This window comes from Vibrio sp. M250220 (genome assembly GCF_036533795.1).
GTDB lineage: Bacteria > Pseudomonadota > Gammaproteobacteria > Enterobacterales > Vibrionaceae > Vibrio.
In genome coordinates, this window is record NZ_JATABI010000058.1 from 1 (window position 1) to 24,966 (window position 24,966).

General features: G+C 46.9%; 20 protein-coding genes and 1 pseudogene. 11 read left to right on the forward strand and 10 right to left on the reverse strand.

From position 1 onward, the window contains the following. Positions 1 to 116, forward strand: a pseudogene (locus QTN94_RS17285) (IS5/IS1182 family transposase); the annotation flags it as partial. 288 nt (positions 117 to 404) lie between these two features. Here the strand turns inward: QTN94_RS17285 and pilW are convergent. Both pilW and metA read right to left on the reverse strand, forming a co-directional pair. Beyond that, complete coding sequence (gene pilW, locus QTN94_RS17290) at positions 405 to 1,097, reverse strand: type IV pilus biogenesis/stability protein PilW (protein WP_331428362.1); 693 nt, start codon at positions 1,095 to 1,097, stop codon at positions 405 to 407. A 162-nt stretch (positions 1,098 to 1,259) separates the two neighbouring features. Next, positions 1,260 to 2,201, reverse strand: a complete 942-nt coding sequence (metA, locus tag QTN94_RS17295; RefSeq protein WP_331417013.1) for a homoserine O-acetyltransferase MetA — start codon at positions 2,199 to 2,201, stop codon at positions 1,260 to 1,262. Positions 2,202 to 2,331: 130 nt separating this feature from the next. Between metA and QTN94_RS17300 the strand changes: the two genes are divergently transcribed. From QTN94_RS17300 to QTN94_RS17310, 3 genes are all read left to right on the forward strand, one after another. Then, positions 2,332 to 2,733, forward strand: coding sequence for an ATP-binding protein (locus tag QTN94_RS17300; RefSeq protein WP_138972294.1), 402 nt, complete (start codon positions 2,332 to 2,334; stop codon positions 2,731 to 2,733). Beyond that, the gene (locus tag QTN94_RS17305) at positions 2,703 to 3,140 is read left to right on the forward strand and encodes a DUF3859 domain-containing protein (protein ID WP_331428363.1); all 438 of its coding nucleotides are present in this window, start codon (positions 2,703 to 2,705) and stop codon (positions 3,138 to 3,140) included. Before QTN94_RS17300 ends, QTN94_RS17305 begins: the two co-directional genes overlap by 31 nt. Before the next feature lie 135 nt (positions 3,141 to 3,275). Further along, on the forward strand, positions 3,276 to 6,002 hold the full coding sequence (locus QTN94_RS17310; protein ID WP_331428364.1) for a bifunctional diguanylate cyclase/phosphodiesterase: 2,727 nt from the start codon (positions 3,276 to 3,278) through the stop codon (positions 6,000 to 6,002). Between the two features lie 71 nt (positions 6,003 to 6,073). Here QTN94_RS17310 and QTN94_RS17315 read toward each other — a convergent pair whose 3' ends face one another. From QTN94_RS17315 to QTN94_RS17350, 8 genes are all read right to left on the reverse strand, one after another. Continuing rightward, positions 6,074 to 7,225 carry an ABC transporter permease gene (locus QTN94_RS17315; RefSeq protein WP_331428365.1) on the reverse strand — a complete coding sequence of 384 codons (1,152 nt, stop codon included), beginning with the start codon at positions 7,223 to 7,225 and terminating at the stop codon, positions 6,074 to 6,076. Further along, positions 7,222 to 8,385, reverse strand: a complete 1,164-nt coding sequence (locus QTN94_RS17320) for an ABC transporter permease (protein WP_331428366.1) — start codon at positions 8,383 to 8,385, stop codon at positions 7,222 to 7,224. The genes QTN94_RS17315 and QTN94_RS17320 overlap by 4 nt, the downstream gene beginning before the upstream one ends. A 14-nt stretch (positions 8,386 to 8,399) precedes the next feature. Then, positions 8,400 to 9,377: an HlyD family secretion protein gene (locus QTN94_RS17325; protein ID WP_331417016.1), complete on the reverse strand. Its 978-nt coding sequence runs from the start codon at positions 9,375 to 9,377 to the stop codon at positions 8,400 to 8,402. 11 nt (positions 9,378 to 9,388) lie between these two features. Continuing rightward, positions 9,389 to 10,801: a TolC family protein gene (locus QTN94_RS17330; RefSeq protein ID WP_331428367.1), complete on the reverse strand. Its 1,413-nt coding sequence runs from the start codon at positions 10,799 to 10,801 to the stop codon at positions 9,389 to 9,391. A 118-nt stretch (positions 10,802 to 10,919) separates the two neighbouring features. Next, positions 10,920 to 12,446 carry a tripartite tricarboxylate transporter permease gene (locus QTN94_RS17335; protein ID WP_331417018.1) on the reverse strand — a complete coding sequence of 509 codons (1,527 nt, stop codon included), beginning with the start codon at positions 12,444 to 12,446 and terminating at the stop codon, positions 10,920 to 10,922. An 18-nt stretch (positions 12,447 to 12,464) separates the two neighbouring features. Next, complete coding sequence (locus QTN94_RS17340; protein WP_331428368.1) at positions 12,465 to 12,983, reverse strand: tripartite tricarboxylate transporter TctB family protein; 519 nt, start codon at positions 12,981 to 12,983, stop codon at positions 12,465 to 12,467. A gap of 203 nt (positions 12,984 to 13,186) precedes the next feature. After that, positions 13,187 to 14,158: a tripartite tricarboxylate transporter substrate binding protein gene (locus QTN94_RS17345; protein ID WP_331417020.1), complete on the reverse strand. Its 972-nt coding sequence runs from the start codon at positions 14,156 to 14,158 to the stop codon at positions 13,187 to 13,189. 308 nt (positions 14,159 to 14,466) lie between these two features. After that, positions 14,467 to 15,198: a hypothetical protein gene (locus tag QTN94_RS17350; RefSeq protein ID WP_331417021.1), complete on the reverse strand. Its 732-nt coding sequence runs from the start codon at positions 15,196 to 15,198 to the stop codon at positions 14,467 to 14,469. Positions 15,199 to 15,534: 336 nt separating this feature from the next. On the opposite strand from QTN94_RS17350, the gene QTN94_RS17355 reads away from it, so the two are divergent. From QTN94_RS17355 to QTN94_RS17385, 7 genes are all read left to right on the forward strand, one after another. Next, a complete protein-coding gene (locus QTN94_RS17355) occupies positions 15,535 to 16,230 on the forward strand; it encodes a GntR family transcriptional regulator (protein WP_269376801.1) in 696 nt (231 codons plus the stop codon). Between the two features lie 11 nt (positions 16,231 to 16,241). Further along, positions 16,242 to 17,138, forward strand: coding sequence for a methylisocitrate lyase (prpB, locus tag QTN94_RS17360; protein WP_269376800.1), 897 nt, complete (start codon positions 16,242 to 16,244; stop codon positions 17,136 to 17,138). 111 nt (positions 17,139 to 17,249) lie between these two features. Then, a complete protein-coding gene (gene prpC, locus QTN94_RS17365; protein ID WP_331417023.1) occupies positions 17,250 to 18,392 on the forward strand; it encodes a bifunctional 2-methylcitrate synthase/citrate synthase in 1,143 nt (380 codons plus the stop codon). Between the two features lie 69 nt (positions 18,393 to 18,461). Further along, the gene (gene acnD / locus QTN94_RS17370; protein WP_331417024.1) at positions 18,462 to 21,059 is read left to right on the forward strand and encodes a Fe/S-dependent 2-methylisocitrate dehydratase AcnD; all 2,598 of its coding nucleotides are present in this window, start codon (positions 18,462 to 18,464) and stop codon (positions 21,057 to 21,059) included. A 9-nt stretch (positions 21,060 to 21,068) separates the two neighbouring features. After that, on the forward strand, positions 21,069 to 22,247 hold the full coding sequence (prpF, locus tag QTN94_RS17375) for a 2-methylaconitate cis-trans isomerase PrpF (RefSeq protein WP_331417025.1): 1,179 nt from the start codon (positions 21,069 to 21,071) through the stop codon (positions 22,245 to 22,247). A gap of 54 nt (positions 22,248 to 22,301) precedes the next feature. Beyond that, positions 22,302 to 24,179, forward strand: a complete 1,878-nt coding sequence (locus tag QTN94_RS17380) for a propionyl-CoA synthetase (protein WP_331428369.1) — start codon at positions 22,302 to 22,304, stop codon at positions 24,177 to 24,179. A gap of 329 nt (positions 24,180 to 24,508) precedes the next feature. Beyond that, on the forward strand, positions 24,509 to 24,966 hold a 458-nt coding region (locus QTN94_RS17385), incomplete at its 3' end, for an Hcp family type VI secretion system effector (protein ID WP_331428370.1).

The window sequence follows — 24,966 nt, forward strand, 5'->3', positions numbered from 1 at the left end:
TTGCTAAAATCAAGCATTATCGAGCAATATCCACTAGATATGACAAGTTGAAAAGGAACTATGCCAGCATGGTATCGCTGGCATTTATGTTAATGTGGCTACCAATGTATTGCTGAGCATAAAACGTACAGCAAAGATCAACACGCCCTCTGGGACTCTGCATCAACTCATCTAACTGCCTCTTACATCACCATTCACTAGGATTCGCTGCTAACCATTGTCGCTTGCTCTCATCGTACAACCCAAAAATAGTTGTAACCGAGATTCCTAAATTGGCTGCGGAATCTCGGGTTTATACTTGGGCTTGGCGGTTTTATCTATATTCTTTACAAAGAGTATCTCAAGATTCATCGCGCTTCAGACGTTAGACGGCGTAGACAAACGCACCATTCACGTCGTAAACGTTAGTGCAAAATTCGCAAATCAATCTCCGTTTGCCCTTGAGCATAAAGTGCCCGTTGTTGATTTAGTTTATGGGTAGCCTGTAGCCATAGTTCATTCGCTCCATACCACTTCTGGTATTGATTTAGCCGTCTCTGCGCCTCAACAAATGCAAAATTGGCTATTTCTATCTCTGCCAAATAGAGTAAAGCGCGAGGTTTGTCGGGTTGATGTAAAAGCGCTTGCTGGAGATACAGCCGAGCTTTGTGTATCTGTTGTGCTTGAAGAGCGCAAAACGCCGCGTTTTCATAACTATCGCCAATGTTGTAATAGTCAGGAGAGCGAATGGCTTGCAGAAATCGCTCCTCTGCTTGTTGGTAGTGACCTTGCTCACAGAGATATGTCCCATAGTTGTTGAGCACGTCGCCGTTATTTGGGTGCTCGCGAACGGCTTGTTGATAGAGTTGATTAGCGTTTACGTCTTCGCCCACTTTAGCGAGATAACGGGCAAATGCGAGTTGAGCTCGGTAGTACTTGGGTTGGTATTCGATCGCTTTGTTGAGGTTTTGTCTCGCTTTAACGTAGTTGCCTTGTTCGAGATAGCCTAACCCAAGGGTGATTCTCGCGTCGGCGCGCTGCTTAGTGACTAGGGCATGGTTTGTCTGTGATTGAATGCATCCGAATAGCATCAATGTAGATAAGATGAGAATACGCATTGTGGCTGAAGTCGTGTCGAAGTCGATGATTTAGCTAAAACGACAAATGCCTAACGTGCAACGGACGGTGGCTAACGATGGAATGTAGGAAATGGGAAATGAACAAAATAATGTAAAAGGGGAATGACAGAATAGGTCATTCCCCATTTAATTTGCTCGCAATTATTCGTCTTTGGTGAAATTCGCTTCACTGAAGTGTTCGAGATCGTATGGCGTTTGCTGGTAGACACAATAATTGAGCCAGTTCGAGAACAACAGATGCCCATGACTGCGCCAACTCGCACAAGGCTTGTTGTCTGGATTATTGTTGGGGTAGTAGTTAACCGGAATCGCGGGCTCCATACCTTCGCCTAAATCGCGAATATACTCTTGGTGCAAGGTGTGCGAATCATATTCTGGGTGGCCAGTAACAAACACGTTACGTTTATCTTTAGTCGCCGCGAGGTAGACGCCAGCCACATCGGAAGTCGCCAAAATGTCTAAATCGGTGTGTTCTTCGAGATACTCTGGCGAAAAATCGGCGTAGCGAGAGTGTGGAGCCAAGAAGGTATCATCAAAGCCACGTAACACTGGATGGTATGGCTGGTGGATTTTGTGATGGTACACACCAGAAAGCTTCTCTTTACGCGTTCGTTTTGGAAGATCGTAGAGAAGTTTTAGACCTGCCTGCGCAGCCCAACAGACGTAGAGTGTTGAAGTTACATGGTCTCTTGCCCAGTTCATTATCGATTGCAGATGCTCCCAATAAAGCACATCCTCAAATTGAACTAAGCCCAATGGTGCACCAGTAATGATCAGCCCATCAAAGTTGCGATTTTTGACCATTTCAAATTGGCGGTAGAAGTTGTCTAGATGTTCTGTTGGCGTGTTCTTACTCGGTCTATCATCAATGCGTAAAAGCTCGATGTCTACTTGGAGTGGGCTGTTTGATAGCAAGCGTAAGAATTGCGTTTCAGTCTCAATCTTCTTAGGCATAAGATTGAGGATCAGAACCTTTAGCGGTCGAATTTCCTGAGTCGACGCGCGTGATTCTGGCATGACAAAGATGTTCTCAGTGCGTAACACGTCAGAAGCAGGTAGTTGATCGGGGATCTTAATAGGCACAGCTTTCTCCCTAAGCTTGATTGTGGACGTCTATACTTCCAAACTTAACCCAATCACACAGAGATGTCGATAGCTATATCGAGCCAATTTATAATATGATTCATAGCAACGAACACAAACAATGTGAAATATGACCGTTAAACTGACGCTGATTCGCGGGCTGCCAGGCTCAGGGAAAAGCACTTTGGCTCAGACATTCAACGCACAACATCTAGAAGCCGACATGTTCTTTATTGAACCGTCTGGAGAATATGTTTATCAACCAGACAAAATTGCCGATGCTCATCAATGGTGTCAAGCGATGACAGAGCAGTGCCTGAAAGAAAAGCGAGATGTCGTTGTATCCAACACTTTCGTTCAGCGCTGGGAAATAGTGCCGTATTTCAATATGGCTAAACGCTATGATGCTGAGTTTGAAGTGCTTGAATGCACCAATGATTACGGCAACATTCACGGTGTGACGCAAGAAACGATCAATAGTATGAGGAAACGGTGGCAATCATGGCGAAACGCGCGCCAATCGTCGAAATGACTTCTTATGGAATCTATCAAGGCTGGGATTCCAAATCTAAAAACCTACCAAAAATAGCACAGTTCACGACCAAGGTTGTTGCCGAAGAGGGGATCGAATTTGGTTTTATTGTAAATATTAAAAGAGCCAAAGGAGAGGTGATCGAGTTTTGCATCGACCACCCAGGAATAGTGGGTAAAAAAGGCCAAATCCTCGAACCTTTTACCGGCGATATGCATGTTGGGAGCAATGATTGGGACTTCTACTTGGGGGATACCATACAGTTGCTTGGTGATATGAACGGATATGAATCAAATCTCGGCAAGTGGCGTATGACCATCTCGATGAGGGACAATGTTGTTGCTGACAAAACGTTTGAACTTTACGCACGTGATGAGGGAGAGTTCTGGAAGCAAAGAGGTTTTTAAACGACGGAGCAACAGAGTATTGGCATTGCGAAATCGTCTGATTCATTAAAGATTAATAACTTAGATGTATATCAAGCTAAACATAGGCTATTTTTACTAGACTAGATAGTTAATAAAGAAGTACAAAAATAGTCAATGAAGCAGATGCGCTTGCTAAACCTTAATCTACAAACGAAAACCGCCCTGTACTTTTTACTAGGTCTTTTGGGTGTCACGCTGAGCTGCCTTTATATCACACGTTACTTCTTCGTTGTTAGCCTGAGTAATTTGGAAACAATGGAGTCGAATCGAGCCAGTCAACAGGCTCAGCATGTCATTGCGATGATGAGTGACAAACTGGCAGAACACTCTTATGACTGGGCCTACTGGGATGAGAGCTATGAAGTTCTCCTTGGCGGCGATCTAAAAGGTTACCGTGAACGCAACTTAGCACCAGAAACTTTGGATGCACTTAGCGTTGATCTTATGTTGCTCACCGATCTGCATGGGCAGGTCGTGGAAGGGATTTCTCTGACTGAAAGTGAGACTCAGCTGTTGGTTGAGTCGGTCGCGACAAATGAGAGAGTCGTCAAACATATCAATTCGATGAATCGAGTGTTGGATAGTGCCAGAGATGGTTTGAGTGGCCTGTTCTCGGTCAATGGTGACGTTTGGACACTTGCAGTTACTCCAGTGAGAAACAGCGATGGTACCTCAGCGTCGTTAGGTTGGTTGATTTGGGGACGCAATCTCTCTGTCAGATTTCCTGGAGACTTTAAGTCAATTCTTGTCGCTGATAACCAAATCGTGAATGTGGATAGCATCACTTCAACGCCAGATGTGGACTCTAGATCCAAAATTGACAAGACCGAGCAAGCCATGACCCAACTGGCGGACTTACACGGAGTTTCGGGGCAGGTTATTGCGCAACTAGAAACGACCATCGAACGTGTTCATTTTCAGAAAGGGAACGTGCTGTTCACCTATTTGTTCGCTGCCGTAGCGATTGCGACAATCGTTATTTCATTGATTACTTATCTTACATTTAAGCGCCGCGTCGCGGTTCGTTTCTCTGACTTAGAGAAAGATATTGATGCGCTTTTTTCTGCCTATCAACTTGAAGGTCTTGATCAGCCTAATAAAGATGAGTTGGATAGACTAACGAAGCTGGTTCAGACCCTCGCAAATAACACTTCCGCTACCCAAGAGCAGCTACTGGATGCCGAGCGGAAGTTCGATGCGTTGTATCAGAGTCGCACGACGGCAATTCTCTTGGTGAGAGCTAGGGTAATTGTCGATATCAACCCAACAGCATTAGATCTACTGAATTATCAGTACGATGATTTAATGAACCAGCCGCTCGATGTGTTGTGCCCAGATTCTGAGCAGCCTGAATGTCAAATTGACCGTATGTATCACAGCTTTAGGCAGGGGCAGACTCAGTTTGAAGCGCAGATGATTACCAGTAGTCATGAAAAGATAGACTGTAAAATTGAAATCAGCATGATCCAGTATCAGGGACAAAGTACGCTGATGCTGTCGATTGTTGATGTACGTGAACACAAACAACAAGCTAAGTTGATTGAGGATCTGGTTGAACGAGACCATCTATCGGGTCTATGGAACCGAAAATCCATTATGGAACAAGCCCGTAATTTACTCGGTATAGCACCCAATAGATTCTCGTTTATGTACGTATCCGTCCCTAATTTGTCTCATATCTCTGAAGTGTATGGTCACCAAATCTTTGATGCAGCGATGGAATTGATGGCCTTTAAATTTGGTGAGATGTTGACGCCATACCCAGTAGGGAGAATCAGTGAGCATGAATTCTTGGTGCTGATTGCGAATCGTCTCGATTGCGAGAAAGCGATTCATAGCGCTGAACAAATGATGATTGGGTTAGCTGACAAACATACCGTAGAAAATGTTGAGTTGGATCTGAAATGTGACGTTGCTTTTGTCAGCCCTGAAATTACTCATGAGCCCCTCGACACATTAATTCAGGCTGCGATTTATAGTATTACAACAGACAAAAGTGTCCGTAGACTCCCTAGTGTGGTCACTGTGAACAGCGAACTATTCGAATCGGCGAAAACAGCAGTCGCAATTAAGCGGGATTTAAGTGGTGCCATTGCGAATGGAGAAATCCTCGCGGTGTATCAGCCAATCGTTGAAGCTAGCAATGGTGAAATCAATGGATTTGAGGCTCTAGCGCGTTGGCAGCATCCTGATTTTGGCTTTGTGTCACCAGGTGTTTTTATTCCTCTTGCCGAACAGAATCAACTCATTATTGCGTTAGGTGAAAGTATCTTAGAGCAAGCTTGCGTGTTTATTCAGCAAGTCAATTTGATGCGGAAGCGAACTGGGCAGGCGATGCTGACGGTCCATGTGAACCTTAGTGCTCCACATTTCTATCACGCAGATTTACCTCAACTGTTGGTCAAGTTAATCGATAGCTATCAGCTGCAAGCCGGTCAGTTGGTGATTGAAGTCACTGAAAGTATGCTGATGAGTGGTGAGCAGGAAGTGATTAGTCGAATGGAGCAAATGAAAGCGCTTGGCGTGCTGTTCGCTCTAGATGATTTTGGCACGGGCTACTCTTCATTCAGTACGTTATGTAGCTTCCCATTAGATATTGTAAAACTCGACAAGTCATACATTGACCAAATTGAGCACAATGACAGAGCGAAGAGTCTGGTGCGAAACATTGCCAACATGGCTCAAGAACTTGGCTTGACCACAGTAGCAGAAGGCGTAGAGACGGCATCTCAGGTGCGTCGCCTCAAGAGCTGGAGCATCGAAGAAATACAGGGCTACTATTTCTACAAGCCGATGCCGAGCGACAAGATTTTTGAGTTACTCGATCGTTCACGTAGTTAGCTAAGTCAATGCACTAAGTCTCAATAAAAACGCCTCCAAACATGGAGGCGTTGTTGTTTTTACGTGCCGTGTTATCGACTTAAAGCAATACGCTGTTGGGCGGTATGTTTCTGATAGCTGTAATGGGCGAGAGCACACCAAGCGAATGCTTGAATCCACAGCTGACTATACAGCCCTCTGACCGTTTGCCAGTCACCACCCATTTGATTGATAGTCAGAAAGCTTTTAATTGCTGCTGTACTTGGAAATAGTTGAGCCAACCACACGATCGGGCTTGGAATCGCCTCAGTCGGCCAGATAAAACCGGCGCTGAAAACCAACGGCATCGAACTGATTAAAACCACTAGGGTCACTAATTCTCGTCGCGGTGTGACTGCACCAAGCCAGATACCAATCGCAGCTGAACCGAGCAAGAAAGGGAGCAGTAGCAAGATAATCTGACTTGCATGAGCGAGTTGATTCACTCCATGCATGGAAAAGCTGGCGCCAAAGTAGTACATACTCAAAAAGTAATAGATACCAATCAGCACTAGATAGCGTACAGAAAGTAATTTGAAAGGAGAAACTTGACTCCAATAGCCTGTCCCATCGCGCTGACTACCGACCATCAAACCAGACGCCATTGCCAGAGTTTGCTGAAGAATTAGCACAAATACAGCCGGAACAACGTAGTCGACATAACCCATGGTTGGGTTAAAAGTCGGTTTTAAGTTCAATGTCGTGGCTGAATATTGATTGACGGCTTGTGAGAGTGGGTGTCCTTCAAGAACGAGTTTGGCCACTTTAGTTTGTGCAGATAATGTTCCGCCTGCTTGGGCTAAACCTTCTACAATTGTGCCGTACACTAAGAAATAAGAAGCATCACCAGCGTAAGCAAGGGTTGGGCTTTTACCTAGCATCAAGTCTTTATAAAAATGCTCAGGAATCACCAAAATTCCATTGATCTCACCATTTAGAAACGCGGCGCGTGCATCTGCTATGGTGTGATCGCGCTGTACGACTTTAACCTGTGGTGTCGCGTCAACCATACGTTCAAGCTGATAACTGGTTTTGCTCTGGTCAAGATTGACGATACTAATCTTCTGTTCCCTTGGAGTCTGATGACTGTAGGGCAAAGGGTAGAGAAACGAGTAAAAAACAACGCCACCAAATACGGTCAGGACGACGACAGGATTCGTCAATATCGCTCTAATCTCTGATTTAACAAGTTCGAACAAGCTCATCGTTGCTCCTTACTTTGTGGCAATCCTGAATCGATGGAGAGATGCTTGTTAATCAGTAACATCACCATAAACAATGGCACTGCGTAACCAAACATCGGCAGTAAATGTTGCAATGATGACATTGGCAGCAAACCATAACTGACCTGACTAACTTGCACCTCGATGTAGTGGCTGATTGGAAGTAGTGCTCTCCACGCCTGAGCAAGGCTGCTCATATCGGTCACAGGGAAGGTGATGCCCATGAAAGCGAAGCTAGGCGCGGTAAATGCTCCGGCAAAACTCATGGCACGAGCCGCATCTAAGGTGAGAAAGAAAAACAGGCTACCCATGATCATGCACGCGATAATCGTGACCCATTGAGCAAATACTAGGGTGACAAAGCTACCGTTCATCGGCCACTTAAAGCCGAGATAAAACCAGCATAGAAAGGCAAAACCTTGCAGTGCGAATACCCAACTGTACGGCAGTAGCGTGTTCAATAACGATTTGAATGGCTGAAGTTGTAGCCAAACTTTCAGCCCACGATCCCGAAGATTCGCTGACAGGATTAGGATGGTGCTGACGACAATAACGATTTGCCAAAGCGCAGGCACAACCGCAGAAACCAAAAACTGAGCGTAGTTGGAATTTTTGTTAAACAGTGGCGTAATTTGAGTTCTGATTGGCACAGCACTCGCCATTGCAGAAGCAAGAACATGGTTGCCTTGAGCTAAGTTACCAATGGTACTTAGCTGGGCGTTAAATGTACCTTGAGCCTGCAAAAAAGCGGAGTTTACCAGTTTTCCGATAAGGATCATCTGGCTGTTGTAAAACACACTGACTTGCGGCGCCAACTGTTTGTATGTGTCTTGCTCAAAGTTGTATGGGATAACTGCATAGGCATAGATATCGCCTTGAACTAGCGCTTGTTTTGCATCACTGACACTTTGGTATTCGCGTTGAATCGCCATACTTGAGGTTGCATCGTAGTATCGAATCAACTGCTGTGACAACGCACCTTTATCCAGATTAACCACCCCAACAGGGAGATTTTGGGCTATTCCTTGCGAGAATATCGCCCAAATCATCACCGCAAGTAGAATAGGGATCCACGTCAGACTGGAGAGCAACCACTTGTCACGACGGATCACTGCTAACTGAGAGGTGTTGTGAATTTGCATATATTTTGCAACCGTTAGTCTAACTCGACGACTAAGCTCATTCCCATACGCAGCCCTTGCTGTGGCGTGGTAGGAATGGCTTCGACTTCAAAGGTGCGGAGATCAAACCCTTGTGAGGCATCAGTGGAGCGCCAGGTTGCGAAATCACCCATAACTGAAATGTGTGAGACCTTGAACTCCACTTGCTTATCAAGTGCTGGTAGGTAAGCGTTGAATGTCGCGCCTTTGTTGAAGTACTTCAGCCAGTCTTCTCTGACATTCAATACCGCCCATGAATCTGCTGTGTCAATCACAGTCACGACAGGAAAACCCTGAGGAGCAAGCTCACCACTTTGCAGCAGAACTTGTGAAACCTCACCTTTGAACCAACTCTTGATGGTGGTGTCTTGTGCATAGGCTTCAACTTCGGCTACTGCGCCCGCCGCCATGCGAGCTTTTTCGGCTGCCGCAAGTTTGGTTTCACTACGCGCACCTTCCTGAGCCAGTTTGTACATCTGGTAAGCCGCACTTTCGGTGTATTTTGCCGCATCCCATTGAGTCTTAGCTTCATCGCGCTTTTGTTCGGCGACGACACCATCTTGATAGAGATTGTTAACACGCAAGTAAGTCTTTTCCATTAACGCAGAAGCGGCTTTGGCTTTTTGCCATTGATCTTTAGCGGCTTGAATTTGCTGAATTCTGGCGCCTTTTTCAGCCTCCAACGCCATAGCATCAGCCGCTTTTTCACCCGCTTTCGCTTGTTCGAGCTTCGCTTCGATTTCAGGACTGTGTAGGGTGAAAATCAGGTCACCTTGTTTAACCTGATCGCCCTTACGGACCAAAACGTGATCAATGCGCCCCGGTACTTTGGAAGAGATGCTGTATTGCTGAGATTCAATCTGACCTTGCAAACGCACAGGTTTAGGCTGGTATGCTTGATAGAAACTATAGCCAATCCAAGATGCGACACCGAATGCAACGGCAGTGATCAGAAGTGGTTTTGCATTTTTCATCTTAGACCCTTTTATAAACGAGAAGTGTTGATAGCATTGTGTTGGTATTGGCTAAATGCGTCCATTTTGTTGGACAATGCCAGCAGTTTTGATAGCGAGATGAGGTAGTTAAAGCTCGCGACAGATTGCTGGGTTTGTACACTGGCCAGATAAAGCTGAGCATCAACCACGTCCGTTGATGTAGAAAGACCTTGAGAGAATGCGGTCTGACGAAGCTTAAGATTTTCGTTGGCCAAATCGAGACTTGAGGTTAATCCTTCCACCTCTTGCTGCGCTTGCAGAGCTTCAAGATAAGTTTTCTGGACAAGAACAGACAAGTCCTGCTTTGCTTGTGCTTTAAGGTAACGGACTTGAGAAACCGCACTGTGCGCGGCTTTTACTTGATCACTGCGACCTGAGTTTTCGATCAGCGGAATGTTGACTCCGACTCCCACCAACCAGTCCGGTTTCATTTGACTTGCCAATGAGTCGTCTTCGTGAAGACTATAATCGCCGTAAAGATAAACCTCTGGGTAGTACTTGCCTTGCTCTGCTTTGATCAAGCTTGATGCTTGCTTCTCTTTAGCGTCAAGTAGCGCTAAGCCAGGGTAAGTTGCCAGTGTCTGTTCGACAAATAGAGTTTGATCCGGCAAGTTCTGATTGACGAATAGCGTATCAGCGGGCTCAACGGTGGTGGTTTGGTTAAGGATTTTGGTCAATGCGGCGCGAGCAATTTCTAAACTCATTTGTGCCTTTTTGCGCTCAACCACTGCTTTGTCGAGGGCTGACTCTGCCTGAAGTCTTTCAACGCGAGCTATTTGCCCTTGTTGTTCCATCTTTACTGCATTGTCACGGTGTTGAGTGAGGCCTTGCTCGACAAGTTGGCGGGTTTTCACCACCTCTTGCGCCAGTACGACAGAAAAGTAATATTTACTCAAATCCTCAAAGCGCGCTTGTGTTTCCATCGCGAGTTCACTGTGGGCTTGATCTTTTTTGCCTTCCGCTGCCGATTGCGCAGCATTAATTCGACCACCAGTAAAAATAGGCCAAATAGCGCGAATTGAAGAAGTGAAGATGTCGCGTTCGCTGATGGTTGATGTCACACCACCTAGCTGGGAGATCAGTGGAGTGAGCATAGGACCAAGTACAGGGCCCAAATTTGGCAGTGCCTGACCGGTACTTTCAAAAAGTTGCTCACCAGAGACCGTGACGTCTTTGTCTAAACGAGTGAAATTGGCACCGATCGATACCGAGGGTAGATTGAGATTATCCGTTGCATTTTCGAGATGCTCATAACGTTCAACATTCGACCGTTGAGCCGCCAGTGAATAGTTCTCTTGCTGTAAGACCTGCCATGCTTGCTCAAAGCTTATGGCCGCAGAGTGCGAAACAGGGGAGTAGAGTCCAAGGCAACCAAGGAGCAGCGCAGCGGGACGCAACGACATAGTAATGTACCCTAATTGTTAAAAAATAGAGTTTATACTCTAGTGTGCAGTGTGGCAATCGCAACGCACAAAAAAGGGGGCCGAAGCCCCCAAAAACCAACATAGGAATGTTACTCAGTTATTGTTCGACCTTACTTGGGGTCGGTTTTAGCTTTTGCAACAGCTTGACTAACACTGGGCTAAACAGAACAAGAGTTGCTAGTACAGTGAAGACCAGAGTGATAGGACGTTCCCATAGGAAGCTCAGTTCACCATCACTAATCATTAGTGCTCGACGTAAGTTCTCTTCCATTAGACCGCCTAAGATGAAACCAAGTAGCAGCGGTGCTAACGGGAAGTTGGCTAATCGCAAAGCAATAGCAGCCATGGCAATCAACAGCATCACAAACACATCCATAGTGTTAAATGACACTAGGTAAACACCCGTTATCGAGAAGAACAGAATCATTGGCAACAATACCGTTCTTGGCACTGCAAGCAGTTTAGAAATGTACGGGATCAATGGTAGGTTGAGAATAACCAGTACAATGTTACCAAAGTACATTGAGATGATAACTGACCAGAATACATCAGGGTGCTCTACAAACAGGCGAGGACCAGGTTGGATACCGTAAGCTATCAACGCACCTAGCATGATCGCAGTCGTACCTGAGCCAGGAATACCCAGAGTGAGTAGCGGTACAAATGAACCGCTAGACGCCGCATTGTTTGCAGATTCTGGTGCCACCAAACCACGGATGCTACCTTTACCAAATTGTTCTTTTTTACCTTTTGGTGCAAGGTTTCGTTCCATACCGTAGCTAAGGAAAGCGGCGATTGTCGCGCCTGCACCTGGTAATACGCCTGTAAAGAAACCAAGAATTGATGAACGAATTGAGACGGGAGCGACTTCCTTGAACTCCTCTTTGGTCACTTTCATGCTACCAATGTTGCTCATCTTAGCTTGCTCTTCCGCGCTGGTATCATTCTCTGGCTTTAGAATGCCCATCAGCGTTTCGCCCAGTGCAAATGTTGCCATCGCGAGCAATAGGAAGCTGAAACCATCCATTAGATCGGTAAGACCAAATGTGAATCGCTCAACACCGACACCTTTATCGATGCCGACGGTTGATAGCATCAGGCCAAGCACAGTCATCATCCACGCTTTGATTACCTGACCTTTACCTGCAAAGGCTGCAACAGCCGATAGACCAAGTAGCATCAGTGCGAAGTAGTCCGAAGACTGGAAGCTAAGCGAAACGCTGGCTAGAGCAGGAGCGGCAACAAGCAGCATGATGGCAGATAGCGTACCGCCGGTGAACGACGAGTAAGCAGCGAGTGCAAGCGCTTTACCAGCCTGACCTTTCTGAGCCATAGGGTAGCCGTCAAATGCGGTTACAACAGTTGAGGAACAGCCTGGCGCGTTGATCAGAATGGATGAAGTTGAGCCACCAAATACGGCACCGTAGTAAACACCTGCCATCAGGATCAGACCTGACGAAGGGTCTAAACCGTAAGTGATAGGTATCATTAGCGCGATTGCAGAAATAGGGCCGAGACCCGGCAGCATGCCAATAAAGGTACCGACGAAACAACCAACGATCACCATCATGATGTTCATTGGCATTACGGCAGTAGATAGGCCTTGTAAGATTCCATCTAACATAATGTCATTTCCTATAAATTACGACCACAAGCTGAAAATAACACCAGGCTCTAAGTAGATATCTAGGCCTTGGGTAAGAAGTAGGTAGAACGCAATAACAAATGGGAAAGAGGCACCAAGCAACACTTTCACACGACGTTCACCTAACAAATAGAAGCCAGCCAGCAAGAACAGACTGGTTGCTAACACAAATCCGATGTACGTCAGACCGACGCCATAAAGTGCCATTAACACTAAGAAGCCAATCAGCAGTTTCCATTTGAATTCAAGCACAGCTCCACTTTTAACATCAGGTTGACCCGTAACGAGCAGGATCAAAGAGAGTCCAACGCCAATAAAGGTTAATATGGTTGGTAAAGTACGAGCGGTGAACGGTTCATAATCATCACCAGGGAACATTGGGATTTGGGACGTTTGGTAGCCGTAGCAAAGGCAGACGATTAAAAAAATCATCGCACCGACACGGTCACGGCATAGGAGATTCTCTTTAGAGAAAAAGCTCCCGTTTTTGAAAGAATTCGTTGGCAAGTCCGACATATCCAACTCCATAAACGTAACAGGCAGGGGAAATAAAAAGCCGTACAAGAGAGTTAATGAGCATGTTTCACTAACAAATAAGCCATTTGCTGCTAGTCAAGGAGGCTTAACTGTTTATACATAAACAGAGGAGATTGTTTGTTACTCATGTACGGCGAAAGGGGAAGAGGGTGAGTTGTTCACCCTCAAACTAGGTTAAAAATCTATTTCAGGAAGCCTAGCTCACGCATTAGGTCGCCCATTTGCTTCTCTTGATCTTCAAGGAAAGCGTAGAATTCTTTGTCTGCTTTGTAGTTGTCGATCCAGCCGTTACGGTCACGAACCACTTTCCACTCATCCGTTTTGTACATCTTAGTAAGTGCTGCGTTCCACTCGTCGATCTTCGCTTGGCTAGCACCTGGTGCTGCAAAGAATCCACGCCAGTTAGCAAACACAGTTTCGTTGCCGTATTCCGTTAGTGTTGGGATATCTGGAGCCACTTCTAGACGCTTAGGAGCGGTGACAGCAAGAATTTTAACCTGACCAGATTTCGACATTTCTAGTACTTCGCCCAGACCAGTAGAAAGAAGCTGAGTTTCACCAGAAAGTAGAGCAGCCATTGCTTTACCGCCTGCATCGTACGCAATGTAACGTACTTTCTTCGCGTCGAAGCCTTCACCTTTGAATGCAGCAGCAACCACTAGGTGGTCCATACTGCCTCGTGCTGAACCGCCAGCAATTTTCACTTTACGTGGGTTCGACTCGAAATCTTTAACTACGTCTTCCCAAGTGTTGTAGCCAGAGTCAACGGCCGTCACGATTGCACCATAGTCGGCGATTGTTGCTGCAACTGGAGTTAGGTCGCGGAATGATTGAGGGAAAATACCAGTCAACGAACGAACGACGATCGGTGTAGAGTTAACCATCAGAGTATCTTCTTGACGCTGTGCTGTTTCGATTAGGTGTGCAATCGCTTTACCGCCGCCGCCACCAGATAGGTTCTGGAATGAGACATTTTCAACGATGTCAGATTTAACAAGAACATCGCCTGTACCACGAGCTGTCATGTCCCAGCCACCACCAGCGCCACCAGGGATTAGAAAGTGGATTTTCTCAACATCTGCTGCAAAAGCGTTGAAAGAAAAAGACGCAGCGATGATGGATGCTGCCAGTGTTGGTTTGAGTACCTTAAACATGATTCACGTTCCTTATGTGTACGCCTGTTCTTCATTGAGAACTGGCTTATCGTTATCAATTATCTGCTACCAAGGAAGGGATACTTGCTAGTAGATGAACATAAGGTTAATAGTGTGTTAAAACTTTGTCTGTAATGCGTTGATAAAAACAATATTGGGCATTTTGGTGGTTTTGTTCATAAAGTTCACGGCATGACGTCGTCAACCAAAAGTCGGCAAAACTGAGAAATAGGCAAGCCAGAGCCAAATCGATTAAGGTCAGTTGCTGATCCTTTTGTCACAATCGCTTGGCTATTAACCACGATAGCTTATTGGCTATCCACTATCAGTAGTTTGGCTGTGCGATAAGCGAAAGCCATGCTTTCCACTTCGTTTGGTCGCTGGATGAGATGATCGACAGAAGGAAGTACGACAAAGAACACCAGTGGTTCTGGATAGATGTACTTCCACGTATGGTCACTAGAGGACTTTTTGTATGCCTTGAGATTGATGGTCAGTACCAATTGTTCAGGGGCGAGTCTACTGCCTTTAAATTTACCCAGCTCGTGAACGGCTCCCCACAGAGAGTCTAATGAACGCTCATGGGTACTCTTGAGAAACATCTCTAACTGTAATGTATTCTGTTCATTCTGTTTTATCGTGCTAATGCGTTGGGTGAAACGTAGTCCTTGTTGAAAAGGGAGGTAATCTAGGGAATTGTCGACAATCTGATTTTGCTGTGGGCATAGCTGAACAGAATCGCTGGCTTGTTGGCTTGCATAAAGTTCACAGCTGAACTGTTTGATTATCTCTTCTAAAGCTAGATGAAATTGCTCACTTTTTAGATCTTCTACCGTCACCGCTTGGTTTTCTATCGCTTCAGCGAAGACCTGCTCGAAAGACTGATTCACACTGTGTTTGTCTTCAACCAGCACGAACTCGTTATGCACAATCGCCGCTTTGAGCACATTGTTCGATTCGATAACAGTGATGTCATCATCTGAGTACGTTACGTCTCGTATCTGGGGATAGTAGGGCTGACGTTCTGCTGGAGAAAACATCGAGCAACCAGCCAAAGTAACTACTGTTAACCCTAATAGTATGGTTTTAACCTTACCAACGCGCATAAGCCTTTGTCGTTATTTATTGGTGAATGTATCTAGGATACTAATTGTATACTGACTGAGAGTCATTGATATCCTTGCAATAATGTTGCCCTAGGTCACATCACCGTTTTTCTTTGCCTTTGTGTGCTTATCTTATTACTGGCATTTAGCCTACTACCTTAGTCTAAATTGTCGACAATCTACTTGATTGTCGACAATATAATGGTCTATTTTAATTCTGTACCAACAAATTGTAGACAGTCTGCTGTCGTTAGCGTGAGTAATTCAGATATGAACCTAGAACTTAAATCTCGTCGTAAAGAAGGCGCGGCCGAAAAAGAGAATACTAAATCTGAGACGCTGACAGAGTCTTTGGTCGAGGCGATAGTCAATGGCGATATTGCACCAGGCAGTAAAATCTCTGAGCCGGAACTGGCAAAGAGTTATCAAGTTAGCCGTGGCCCGTTGCGTGAAGCGATCATGCGCCTTGAGGGATTAGGTTTGATTGAGCGCATTCCTCATGTCGGTGCACGTGTGATTACCTTCTCTCCCGAAAAACTTATCGAGCTCTATTCAGTGCGAGAAGCTCTAGAAGGGATGGCAGCTCGTTTAGCCGCTAGGCATATTACAGCTGAAGAGTTGGCGGGCCTTGAAGCCGTTTTGTCGACACATTCAAATCATATTGATGAAGTCGAAGGCGCGTCCTATTTTCACCAGCACGGTGATTTCGACTTTCACTACCGAATCATTTTAGCCAGTCGCAACAGCCAGTTGATCTCGTTGCTATGCGATGAGCTTTACCACTTACTGCGCATGTACCGCTATCAGTCACCGCGAGCACAGTCTCGTCCGGTAGAAGCGTTGGATGAGCACAAATACATTTTGCAGGCGATCCGTAACCGTGATGAAGAGTTGGCTGAAATGCTAATGCGTCGTCATATTTCTGGAAGCCGCACACTGATTGAACAACAAATCCTAAGGGACTAGAGGAAACAGTCATGAGTTTATCTCAAGGGGCGAAGTTCAGACTTGCCGTCGAGCAAAATAACCCACTTCAAATCGTCGGAACGATTAATCCGTACTGCGCCATGATGGCGAAAAACTTAGGTCATCAGGCGATTTACTTGTCAGGTGGCGGTATCGCCAATGCTTCGTATGGCTTGCCTGACCTGGGTATCACCACTCTAAATGATGTTTTGGTTGATGTAGAGCGTATTACAAACGCATGTGATTTACCGTTACTGGTTGATATCGATACCGGTTTTGGTGGAGCGTTTAACATCGCGCGTACCATCAAAGCGATGGAGAAGGCTGGTGCTGGTGCGGTACATATGGAAGACCAAGTTGCTCAAAAGCGTTGTGGTCACCGACCGAATAAAGCGATCGTTAGCCAGCAGGAGATGGTCGACCGAGTCAAAGCGGCCGTTGATGCTCGCAACGATGAAAGCTTTGTCATCATGGCACGCACCGACGCCTTGGCTGTTGAAGGTATCGACAGTGCGATAGAGCGTGCTATCGCTTGTGTGGAAGCTGGGGCGGATATGATTTTCCCCGAGGCGATGAACAAACTAGAGCAGTACGTTCAGTTTTCTCAAGCTTTAGAGCAGGCGACGGGCAGACATGTTCCAATCCTTGCCAACATTACTGAATTTGGTCAAACGCCTTTGTATGGTTGTGAAGAGCTGGCTAAGTCACGAGTGGATATGGTGCTTTACCCGTTAAGTGCGTTCCGAGCGATGAACAAGGCGGCGGAAACCGTCTACAAACACTTGTTGGAAGTAGGGAACCAAGAAGCGCTCACGGAATCAATGCAGACGCGCAAAGAGCTCTACGCTCACCTCAAATATCACGATTATGAAGATAAGCTGGATCAGCTATTTTCAGAAGGAAAATAATCACTCGGAAGCCCAGGAAAACGAATTCGGAATTAATCCAATAATGTGAAATCGTCGGCTATCAAATCGCTCCGCTAAAGAGAGCAGTAGCCGATGGAAAAGGAGTTCAAAATGTCTCAAGCATCAAACAAAACAGCAGAGTTAGGCGGCGCAGGCCTACGTGGTCAGAGCGCAGGTAGCACGGCTTTGTGTACTGTCGGAAAAACGGGAACAGGACTGACGTATCGTGGTTACGACATTACCGACCTAGCTAACAATGCGCAGTTCGAAGAAGTTGCACACTTATTGTTACGCGGTCACCTTCCAACTCAAACAGAACTGGATGAATACAAAACACGCCTCATCAGTTTACGTGGCCTGCCAGCAGAGCTAAAGCAGGCACTGGAGTTGATCCCAGCCTCTGCGCATCCGATGGATGTTATGCGCACAGGTTGTTCTGTGCTGGGCAACTTGGAGCAAGAAACCAGCTTTGATGAGCAGGTTGCTGCGACAGAACGTATGCTAGCGCTGTTTCCTGCCATTATTTGTTACTGGTATCGCTTTAGTCACGACGGTGTGCGCATAGACACGGCAGATCAGTCTGAGACTTGTATCGGTGGCTACTTCCTTAAAATGTTGACAGATAAAACACCCACAGACATGCACAAGCAGGTGATGCACTGCTCATTGATTTTATATGCAGAGCATGAGTTCAATGCGTCGACGTTTGCGGCGCGCGTGTGTGCATCAACATTGTCCGATTTGCATTCATGTATCACGGCGGCTATCGGCACATTGCGTGGGCCACTTCACGGTGGTGCGAATGAAGCGGCTATGGAGATGATTGAGGATTGGCAAACGCCTGATGAAGCTGAAGCTAATATCATGCAGATGCTAGCCAATAAGGACAAGATCATGGGCTTTGGTCATGCGATCTACCGTGAGAGTGACCCTCGTAACGCACTGATCAAACGTTGGTCAAAAGAGCTCTCACAGGCTGTGGGCGATACTCATTTGTACGCGGTTTCCGAGCGCGTAGAAGCGGTAATGAAGCGCGAGAAAGGATTATTCTGTAATGCCGATTTCTTCCATGCTTCGGCGTACCACTTTATGGACATCCCAACCAAACTGTTTACGCCAATCTTTGTGATGAGCCGTTTAACTGGCTGGGCAGCGCATGTTTACGAACAGCGTGCAAACAACCGCATCATCCGTCCGAGCGCGGATTATACAGGCCCTGATCATCAAGATTGGGTACCAATCGAAAACAGGTAACCCCACAAAAACTGCTCCCTCGCAGTTTGAGGGAGCGAAGAAAAACGATTTACCTGAATGGAAGCCGCTATGACTGTTAACACCCAATATCGCAAACCGCTTCCGGGAACTCATCTTGATTTTTATGATGCCCGAGAAGCTGTCAATGCCCTTTGTGAAGGGGCATATGAAACATTACCCTATACTTCACGTGTCCTTGCCGAACAGCTAGTTCGTCGCTGTGATCCAGACACGTTAACTCAAAGCCTACAACAGATTATCCAACGCAAGCGTGATCATGATTTTCCTTGGTATCCCGCTCGTGTTGTATGCCATGACATTCTTGGTCAAACGGCATTGGTCGATCTGGCAGGTCTTCGCGATGCCATTGCAAAGCAAGGCGGCGATCCTGCCAAAGTCAATCCAGTGGTTGAAACTCAGTTGATCGTTGACCACTCGTTAGCCGTTGAGCACGCGGGTTTTGAACCTGATGCATTTGAGAAGAACCGAGCAATCGAAGAGCGCCGTAACGAAGATCGCTTCCATTTCATTGAATGGTGTAAAACCGCATTTGAGAACGTCAGCGTGATCCCTGCTGGTAACGGCATCATGCACCAAATCAACCTTGAGAAAATGTCTCCGGTTGTTCAAACAAAAGACGGCATTGCCTATCCCGATACCTGCGTTGGCACCGATAGCCATACTCCACATGTCGATGCTCTTGGTGTTATCGCGATTGGTGTGGGTGGTTTGGAAGCCGAAACGGTCATGCTGGGCCGCCCTTCAATGATGAGATTGCCAGATATCGTTGGTGTGAAGTTGATTGGTAAACGTCAGCCGGGCATCACGGCGACGGATATTGTCTTAGCGATTACAGAGTTCTTACGCACAGAACGGGTTGTTTCATCCTACTTGGAGTTTTTCGGAGAGGGTGCTCGAGACCTTACTATTGGTGATAGAGCAACGATCTCGAACATGACGCCTGAATATGGGGCAACAGCAGGTATGTTCTACATCGACGAGCAGACCATTAACTACCTTAAGTTAACTGGTCGTGATGACGAACAAGTGGCTCTGGTTGAACAATACGCTAAGCAGACTGGCTTGTGGGCTGATGATCTTGAAAGCGCGCAATATGAACGTGTATTGGAATTCGATTTATCAAAGGTCAGCCGCAACATGGCCGGTCCATCGAACCCACACCGCAGGCTGCCAACATCGGAATTAACCCAGCGTGGAATTGCGATGTCACCAGCAGAGCAGCCAGAGGTTGAAGATGGTCAGTTACCAGACGGTGCCGTGATCATTGCAGCGATTACGTCGTGTACTAACACCAGTAACCCGCGCAACGTGGTCGCGGCTGGTTTGGTGGCGAAAAAAGCCAACCAGTTGGGGCTTGTTCGTAAACCTTGGGTTAAATCATCGTTCGCGCCGGGTTCTAAAGTTGCCAAACTCTATCTTGAGGACGCTGGTCTACTTCCTGAGCTGGAGAAGCTCGGATTTGGGATTGTCGCGTATGCCTGTACTACTTGTAATGGGATGAGTGGCGCGCTCAACCCAGATATTCAACAAGAGATCATCGATCGCGATGTCTATACGACGGCAGTGTTGTCAGGTAACCGAAACTTCGATGGCCGTATCCATCCTTATGCCAAGCAGGCCTTCTTAGCGTCGCCTCCTTTGGTTGTTGCTTATGCCTTAGCCGGAACGATGCGTTTCGATATTGAACGTGATTCGCTAGGTAATGATCAAAATGGCAGTCCTATCTACCTCAGTGACCTTTGGCCAAGTGATGAAGAAATTGACGCAGTTGTTGGCAAGCATGTAAAACCTGAGCAGTTCAAGCAGGTTTACATCCAGATGTTCAAACTTAATGATGAACAACGTAACAGCAATCCTCTTTATGACTGGCGTGAGAAGAGCACATATATCCGTCGTCCTCCATACTGGGAAGGGGCGTTAGCGGGAGAACGCACGTTATCAGGCATGCGTCCGCTGGCGGTATTGGGCGACAACATCACAACGGATCACTTGTCACCTTCGAACGCAATTTTGGCAAGCAGTGCGGCTGGAGAATATCTCGCTTCCATGGATGTTCCTGAGGAGGACTTTAACTCCTACGCGACGCACCGTGGCGACCACCTTACCGCGCAACGTGCAACTTTTGCCAATCCGAAACTGTTTAATGAAATGGTCAAGGAGAATGGTGAAGTTGTACAAGGCTCGTTAGCACGAATCGAACCGGATGGCAAAGTGACACGCATGTGGGAAGCGATTGAAACTTACATGAATCGTAAGCAACCACTGATTATTGTTGCGGGTGCGGACTACGGCCAAGGTTCTTCTCGCGACTGGGCTGCTAAAGGGGTTCGCCTTGCGGGTGTCGAAGCAATTGTTGCTGAAGGTTTCGAACGTATTCACCGAACCAACTTAGTGGGTATGGGCGTCTTGCCGCTGCAATTCAAACAGGGGACAGACCGCAAAACTCTTGAGCTTGATGGCAGTGAATTGTACGACGTAATCGGTGAGATCAAGCCGGGAGCGGATCTGGCACTTGTCGTTACTCGCGCAAACGGTGAGAAATTTGATGTGCCTGTGACATGCCGATTAGATACGGCTGACGAGGTTAATGTCTACAATGCTGGCGGCGTATTGCAACGCTTTGCTCAAGACTTCTTAGCTCAGTAGGTGACGGTCATGAAACTACGTCAGATTAAAGTACCCGCCACCTATATGCGTGGCGGAACCAGTAAAGGGGTGTTTTTCAGTCTGCAAGACCTGCCGTTGGAAGCTCAACAGCCCGGTGAAGCGCGTGACCGTCTGTTAATGCGTGTCATTGGCAGCCCTGATGCTTACGCTAAGCAAATTGATGGCATGGGCGGCGCAACGTCTAGCACCAGTAAAACAGTGATCGTTTCTAAGAGTGAAAAACCGCAACACGATGTTGACTATCTATTTGGTCAGGTCGCGATAGATAAGCCGTTTGTCGATTGGAGCGGTAACTGTGGCAACTTGTCTGCGGCAGTTGGCCCGTTTGCGATCCATGCAGGGCTAGTCGACCCTGAACGCATCCCTGACAATGGTGTTGCTGTTGTCAGAGTGTGGCAGGCAAACATCGGCAAGACGATAGTGATTCACGTGCCGATTGTTGATGGGCAAGTGCAGGAGCTTGGGGAGTTTGAGCTAGACGGCGTGACCTTCCCAGCAGCGGAGATTCAGGTTGATTTTATGCAGCCAGGGGACAGCTCGGGCAGTATGTTTCCGACCGGCAATGTTATTGATGAACTCAATGTACCGTCGGTTGGTAGTTTCGAAGCGACGATGATCAATGCGGGTATTCCAACCATCTTTATTGATGCTCATGCTCTTGGCTATACAGGCAGTGAGCTACAGCAAGACATTAACAATGATCAAGATGCTTTGGAGCGTTTTGAAACAATTAGAGCATATGGTGCGCTAAAGATGGGTTTGATTGACTCAGTCGAACAAGCACAAGCGAGACAACACACGCCGAAAGTGGCCTTTGTCAGTGAGGCGAAAACGTATGTTTCTTCGAGCGGTAAAGTGGTTGAAGAGCAGCAGATTGATCTGCTGGTCCGTGCTCTGTCAATGGGCAAGTTGCACCACGCGATGATGGGCACAGCGGCGGTCGCTATTGCTTCCGCTGCATGTGTACCAGGTACGATAGTAAACAGAGCCGCAGGAGGGGGGGAGCGTGAGTCGGTCACATTTGGTCACCCTTCGGGCACTTTGAAAGTAGGTGCTAAGGCGAGCGAGAGCGACAACGGATGGCTCGTTGAAAAAGCGGTTATGAGCCGAAGTGCTCGAATCATTATGGAGGGATTTGTGTACGTACCCTCCGATGTCTTTGCGTAGTTGACTGAATCTGACTACCTACAAGCAATGTCGAGACATACTGGAGGAAGCAATATGTCTGCATATGAAAAAGAATATCAATGGGCCCTCAATCAACCACTAGCGTTTTGGGGGGCACAGGCAAAACATATCGATTGGTTCAAAGCACCGGAAACCATATTGGCGAACGACGAGAATGGTGTAGAGCGTTGGTTCCCCGATGGACTACTGAATACCTCGTGGCTTGCACTTGATTATCACTGTGAGCAGGGGCGTGGTGAACAAACTGCACTCATTTATGATTCTCCGGTCACTGACACCAAGCGAAGCTACAGCTACCGTGAGTTACGTGATCAGGTGGCAAAAATCGCTGGCATGCTTGCTCAGCAGGGCGTTGAAAAGGGTGATCGCGTTGTTATTTACATGCCGATGATACCTGAAGCGGCAATGGCGATGTTGGCTTGTGCTCGTCTTGGTGCTATTCATTCGGTGGTATTTGGCGGATTCGCTGCCAATGAACTTGCGGTGCGTTTGGAAGATGCTGAGCCCAAAGTCGTTATGACAGCCTCGTGTGGAATTGAAGTGAACAAAGTCATTCCATACAAACCATTGGTCGATAAAGCGATTATGGACAGCCGTTGGAAGCCTGAGCACGTCATTGTACTGCAAAGGTCTCAGTGTGAAGCTTCTCTAGAGAGTGAACGTGATATTGATTGGCAGAAAGCGTATCAAACTGCGTTGCCACATGCTTGTGTTCCTGTTCTGGCAACGGATCCGCTCTATATCCTTTACACATCGGGTACGACGGGCAAACCAAAAGGGGTTGTGCGAGATAATGGCGGTCATGCGGTCGCGATGAAGTACTCAATGACCTCCATCTACAACATCCCACAAGATGGCGTGTTTTGGGCAGCATCTGATGTGGGTTGGGTGGTTGGTCACTCTTATATTGTGTACGCGCCACTGATTCATGGCTGTACCACGGTGCTGTTTGAAGGCAAACCAGTGCGTACTCCAGATCCTGGTGCCTTCTGGCGAGTGTGCGAAGAGCACAAGGTTGATGTGTTGTTCTCAGCGCCAACCGCGTTTCGTGCGATTAAGAAGGAAGATCCGGATGGTCACTTCATTAAGCAGTTCGACCTATCAAAATTAACCACAATCTTTATGGCCGGTGAGCGCCTTGATCCACCAACATTGGAGTGGGTGGAAAGCAAGGCCGACAAGCCAGTGATTGACCATTGGTGGCAGACTGAAACAGGTTGGGCAATTGCCGGAAACCCGACGGGTATTGAGATGATGCCAGTGAAAGCGGGCTCAGCGACCAAGCCTATTCCAGGATATCAAGTTGAGATCCTTAATGAGCTTGGCGAGGCTGTTGAGGCGAATCAACAGGGCTTTGTTGCTTTGAAGCGCCCACTGCCACCAAGCTGTTTGCCAACGGTGTGGCGTAACCATGACCGTTTTGAATCCGGTTATCTAAGCCAGTTCCCAGGCTACTATGTTTCTGGTGATGGTGGCTATCTTGATGAAGAGGGCTACCTATTCATTATGGGGCGTATCGATGATGTGATTAACGTTGCGGGACACCGTCTATCAACCGGTGAGATGGAAGAGATAGTTGGCGGCCACCCTGCAATTGCCGAATGCGCTGTCGTTGGCGTGCATGATGACTTAAAAGGCCAGTTACCTCTTGGTCTCGTCGTACTTAAAGATGGTGTGAAAGTTGATGATGCACAACTCGAAGGTGAATTGATCAATAAGGTACGCGAACAGATTGGTGCGGTAGCCTGCTTTAAACACGCGCTGGTGGTTGAGCGTTTACCTAAAACACGTTCTGGTAAGATTCTACGCCGTACCATTCGCCAGATTGCTGATGGTGAGCAATACACGGTACCATCAACCATTGATGATCCAACAAGTCTAGAAGAGATAGAAAAAGTACTTCACTCTTAGTTGGCGCATCTTACGTAGTTCAAGCCCCTCATACAAAGGTAACTCCTATCACTTAACGTGTTCGCAACGTACTGGATAGCAAACCATACTGTTGCGAACGGCCCCTCTGTAGCAGTGGGGTATTTTCTGATTTTTCATAATTTGTGATTGTTCACAGTCTCCTCGGTGCATTTTTTGCTTCCGGGCAACTTTTTGCTCGATTCGAGCAAGATCTTGCCCAGATCGTATATTAACAAATGCTTAAATTATTGAAATATATGCATTTTCATTTTGGCACGCTTTTTGATTAAGAGTGAGTGTTATTACACACAACCTCTAAGGATTTTACTATGCCAACTCCATGTTATATTTCTATCGACGGTGAAACTCAGGGTCTGATCACGGCGGGCGCCTGTACGGCTGACTCTATCGGTGACTCTTATGTAGAAGGTCATGAAGACGAGATGCTGGTTCAGAAGTTTGACCACGTTATTTCGGTTCCGACCGATCCTCAATCTGGTCAACCTTCTGGTCAACGTGTTCATAAGCCATTCCAGTTTACCGTCACTCTCAACAAAGCCGTACCACTGCTGTACAACGCGCTTTCTTCTGGTGAGAAGATGAAGACTGTTGAACTGAAATGGTACCGCACCTCTATTGAAGGCAAACAAGAGAACTTCTTCACCACTAAGCTAGAAAACGCGTCTATCGTCGATATCCAGTGTGAGATGCCACACTGTCAAGATCCGTCGATGTCCGACTTCACGCAAAATCTAACGGTCTCAATGTCGTACCGTAAGATCACTTG

What these genes read in the sequence shown, in the direction of transcription:
- pilW (WP_331428362.1), bottom strand. Translation starts at nt 1,097, where the DNA reads ATGCGTATTCTCATCTTATCTACATTGATGCTATTCGGATGCATTCAA.
- QTN94_RS17300 (WP_138972294.1), top strand. Translation starts at nt 2,332, where the DNA reads ATGACCGTTAAACTGACGCTGATTCGCGGGCTGCCAGGCTCAGGGAAA.
- QTN94_RS17305 (WP_331428363.1), top strand. Translation starts at nt 2,703, where the DNA reads ATGGCGAAACGCGCGCCAATCGTCGAAATGACTTCTTATGGAATCTAT.
- QTN94_RS17310 (WP_331428364.1), top strand. Translation starts at nt 3,276, where the DNA reads ATGAAGCAGATGCGCTTGCTAAACCTTAATCTACAAACGAAAACCGCC.
- QTN94_RS17315 (WP_331428365.1), bottom strand. Translation starts at nt 7,225, where the DNA reads ATGAGCTTGTTCGAACTTGTTAAATCAGAGATTAGAGCGATATTGACG.
- QTN94_RS17320 (WP_331428366.1), bottom strand. Translation starts at nt 8,385, where the DNA reads ATGCAAATTCACAACACCTCTCAGTTAGCAGTGATCCGTCGTGACAAG.
- QTN94_RS17325 (WP_331417016.1), bottom strand. Translation starts at nt 9,377, where the DNA reads ATGAAAAATGCAAAACCACTTCTGATCACTGCCGTTGCATTCGGTGTC.
- QTN94_RS17330 (WP_331428367.1), bottom strand. Translation starts at nt 10,801, where the DNA reads ATGTCGTTGCGTCCCGCTGCGCTGCTCCTTGGTTGCCTTGGACTCTAC.
- QTN94_RS17335 (WP_331417018.1), bottom strand. Translation starts at nt 12,446, where the DNA reads ATGTTAGATGGAATCTTACAAGGCCTATCTACTGCCGTAATGCCAATG.
- QTN94_RS17340 (WP_331428368.1), bottom strand. Translation starts at nt 12,983, where the DNA reads ATGTCGGACTTGCCAACGAATTCTTTCAAAAACGGGAGCTTTTTCTCT.
- QTN94_RS17345 (WP_331417020.1), bottom strand. Translation starts at nt 14,158, where the DNA reads ATGTTTAAGGTACTCAAACCAACACTGGCAGCATCCATCATCGCTGCG.
- QTN94_RS17350 (WP_331417021.1), bottom strand. Translation starts at nt 15,198, where the DNA reads ATGTTTTCTCCAGCAGAACGTCAGCCCTACTATCCCCAGATACGAGAC.
- QTN94_RS17355 (WP_269376801.1), top strand. Translation starts at nt 15,535, where the DNA reads ATGAACCTAGAACTTAAATCTCGTCGTAAAGAAGGCGCGGCCGAAAAA.
- prpB (WP_269376800.1), top strand. Translation starts at nt 16,242, where the DNA reads ATGAGTTTATCTCAAGGGGCGAAGTTCAGACTTGCCGTCGAGCAAAAT.
- prpC (WP_331417023.1), top strand. Translation starts at nt 17,250, where the DNA reads ATGTCTCAAGCATCAAACAAAACAGCAGAGTTAGGCGGCGCAGGCCTA.
- acnD (WP_331417024.1), top strand. Translation starts at nt 18,462, where the DNA reads ATGACTGTTAACACCCAATATCGCAAACCGCTTCCGGGAACTCATCTT.
- prpF (WP_331417025.1), top strand. Translation starts at nt 21,069, where the DNA reads ATGAAACTACGTCAGATTAAAGTACCCGCCACCTATATGCGTGGCGGA.
- QTN94_RS17380 (WP_331428369.1), top strand. Translation starts at nt 22,302, where the DNA reads ATGTCTGCATATGAAAAAGAATATCAATGGGCCCTCAATCAACCACTA.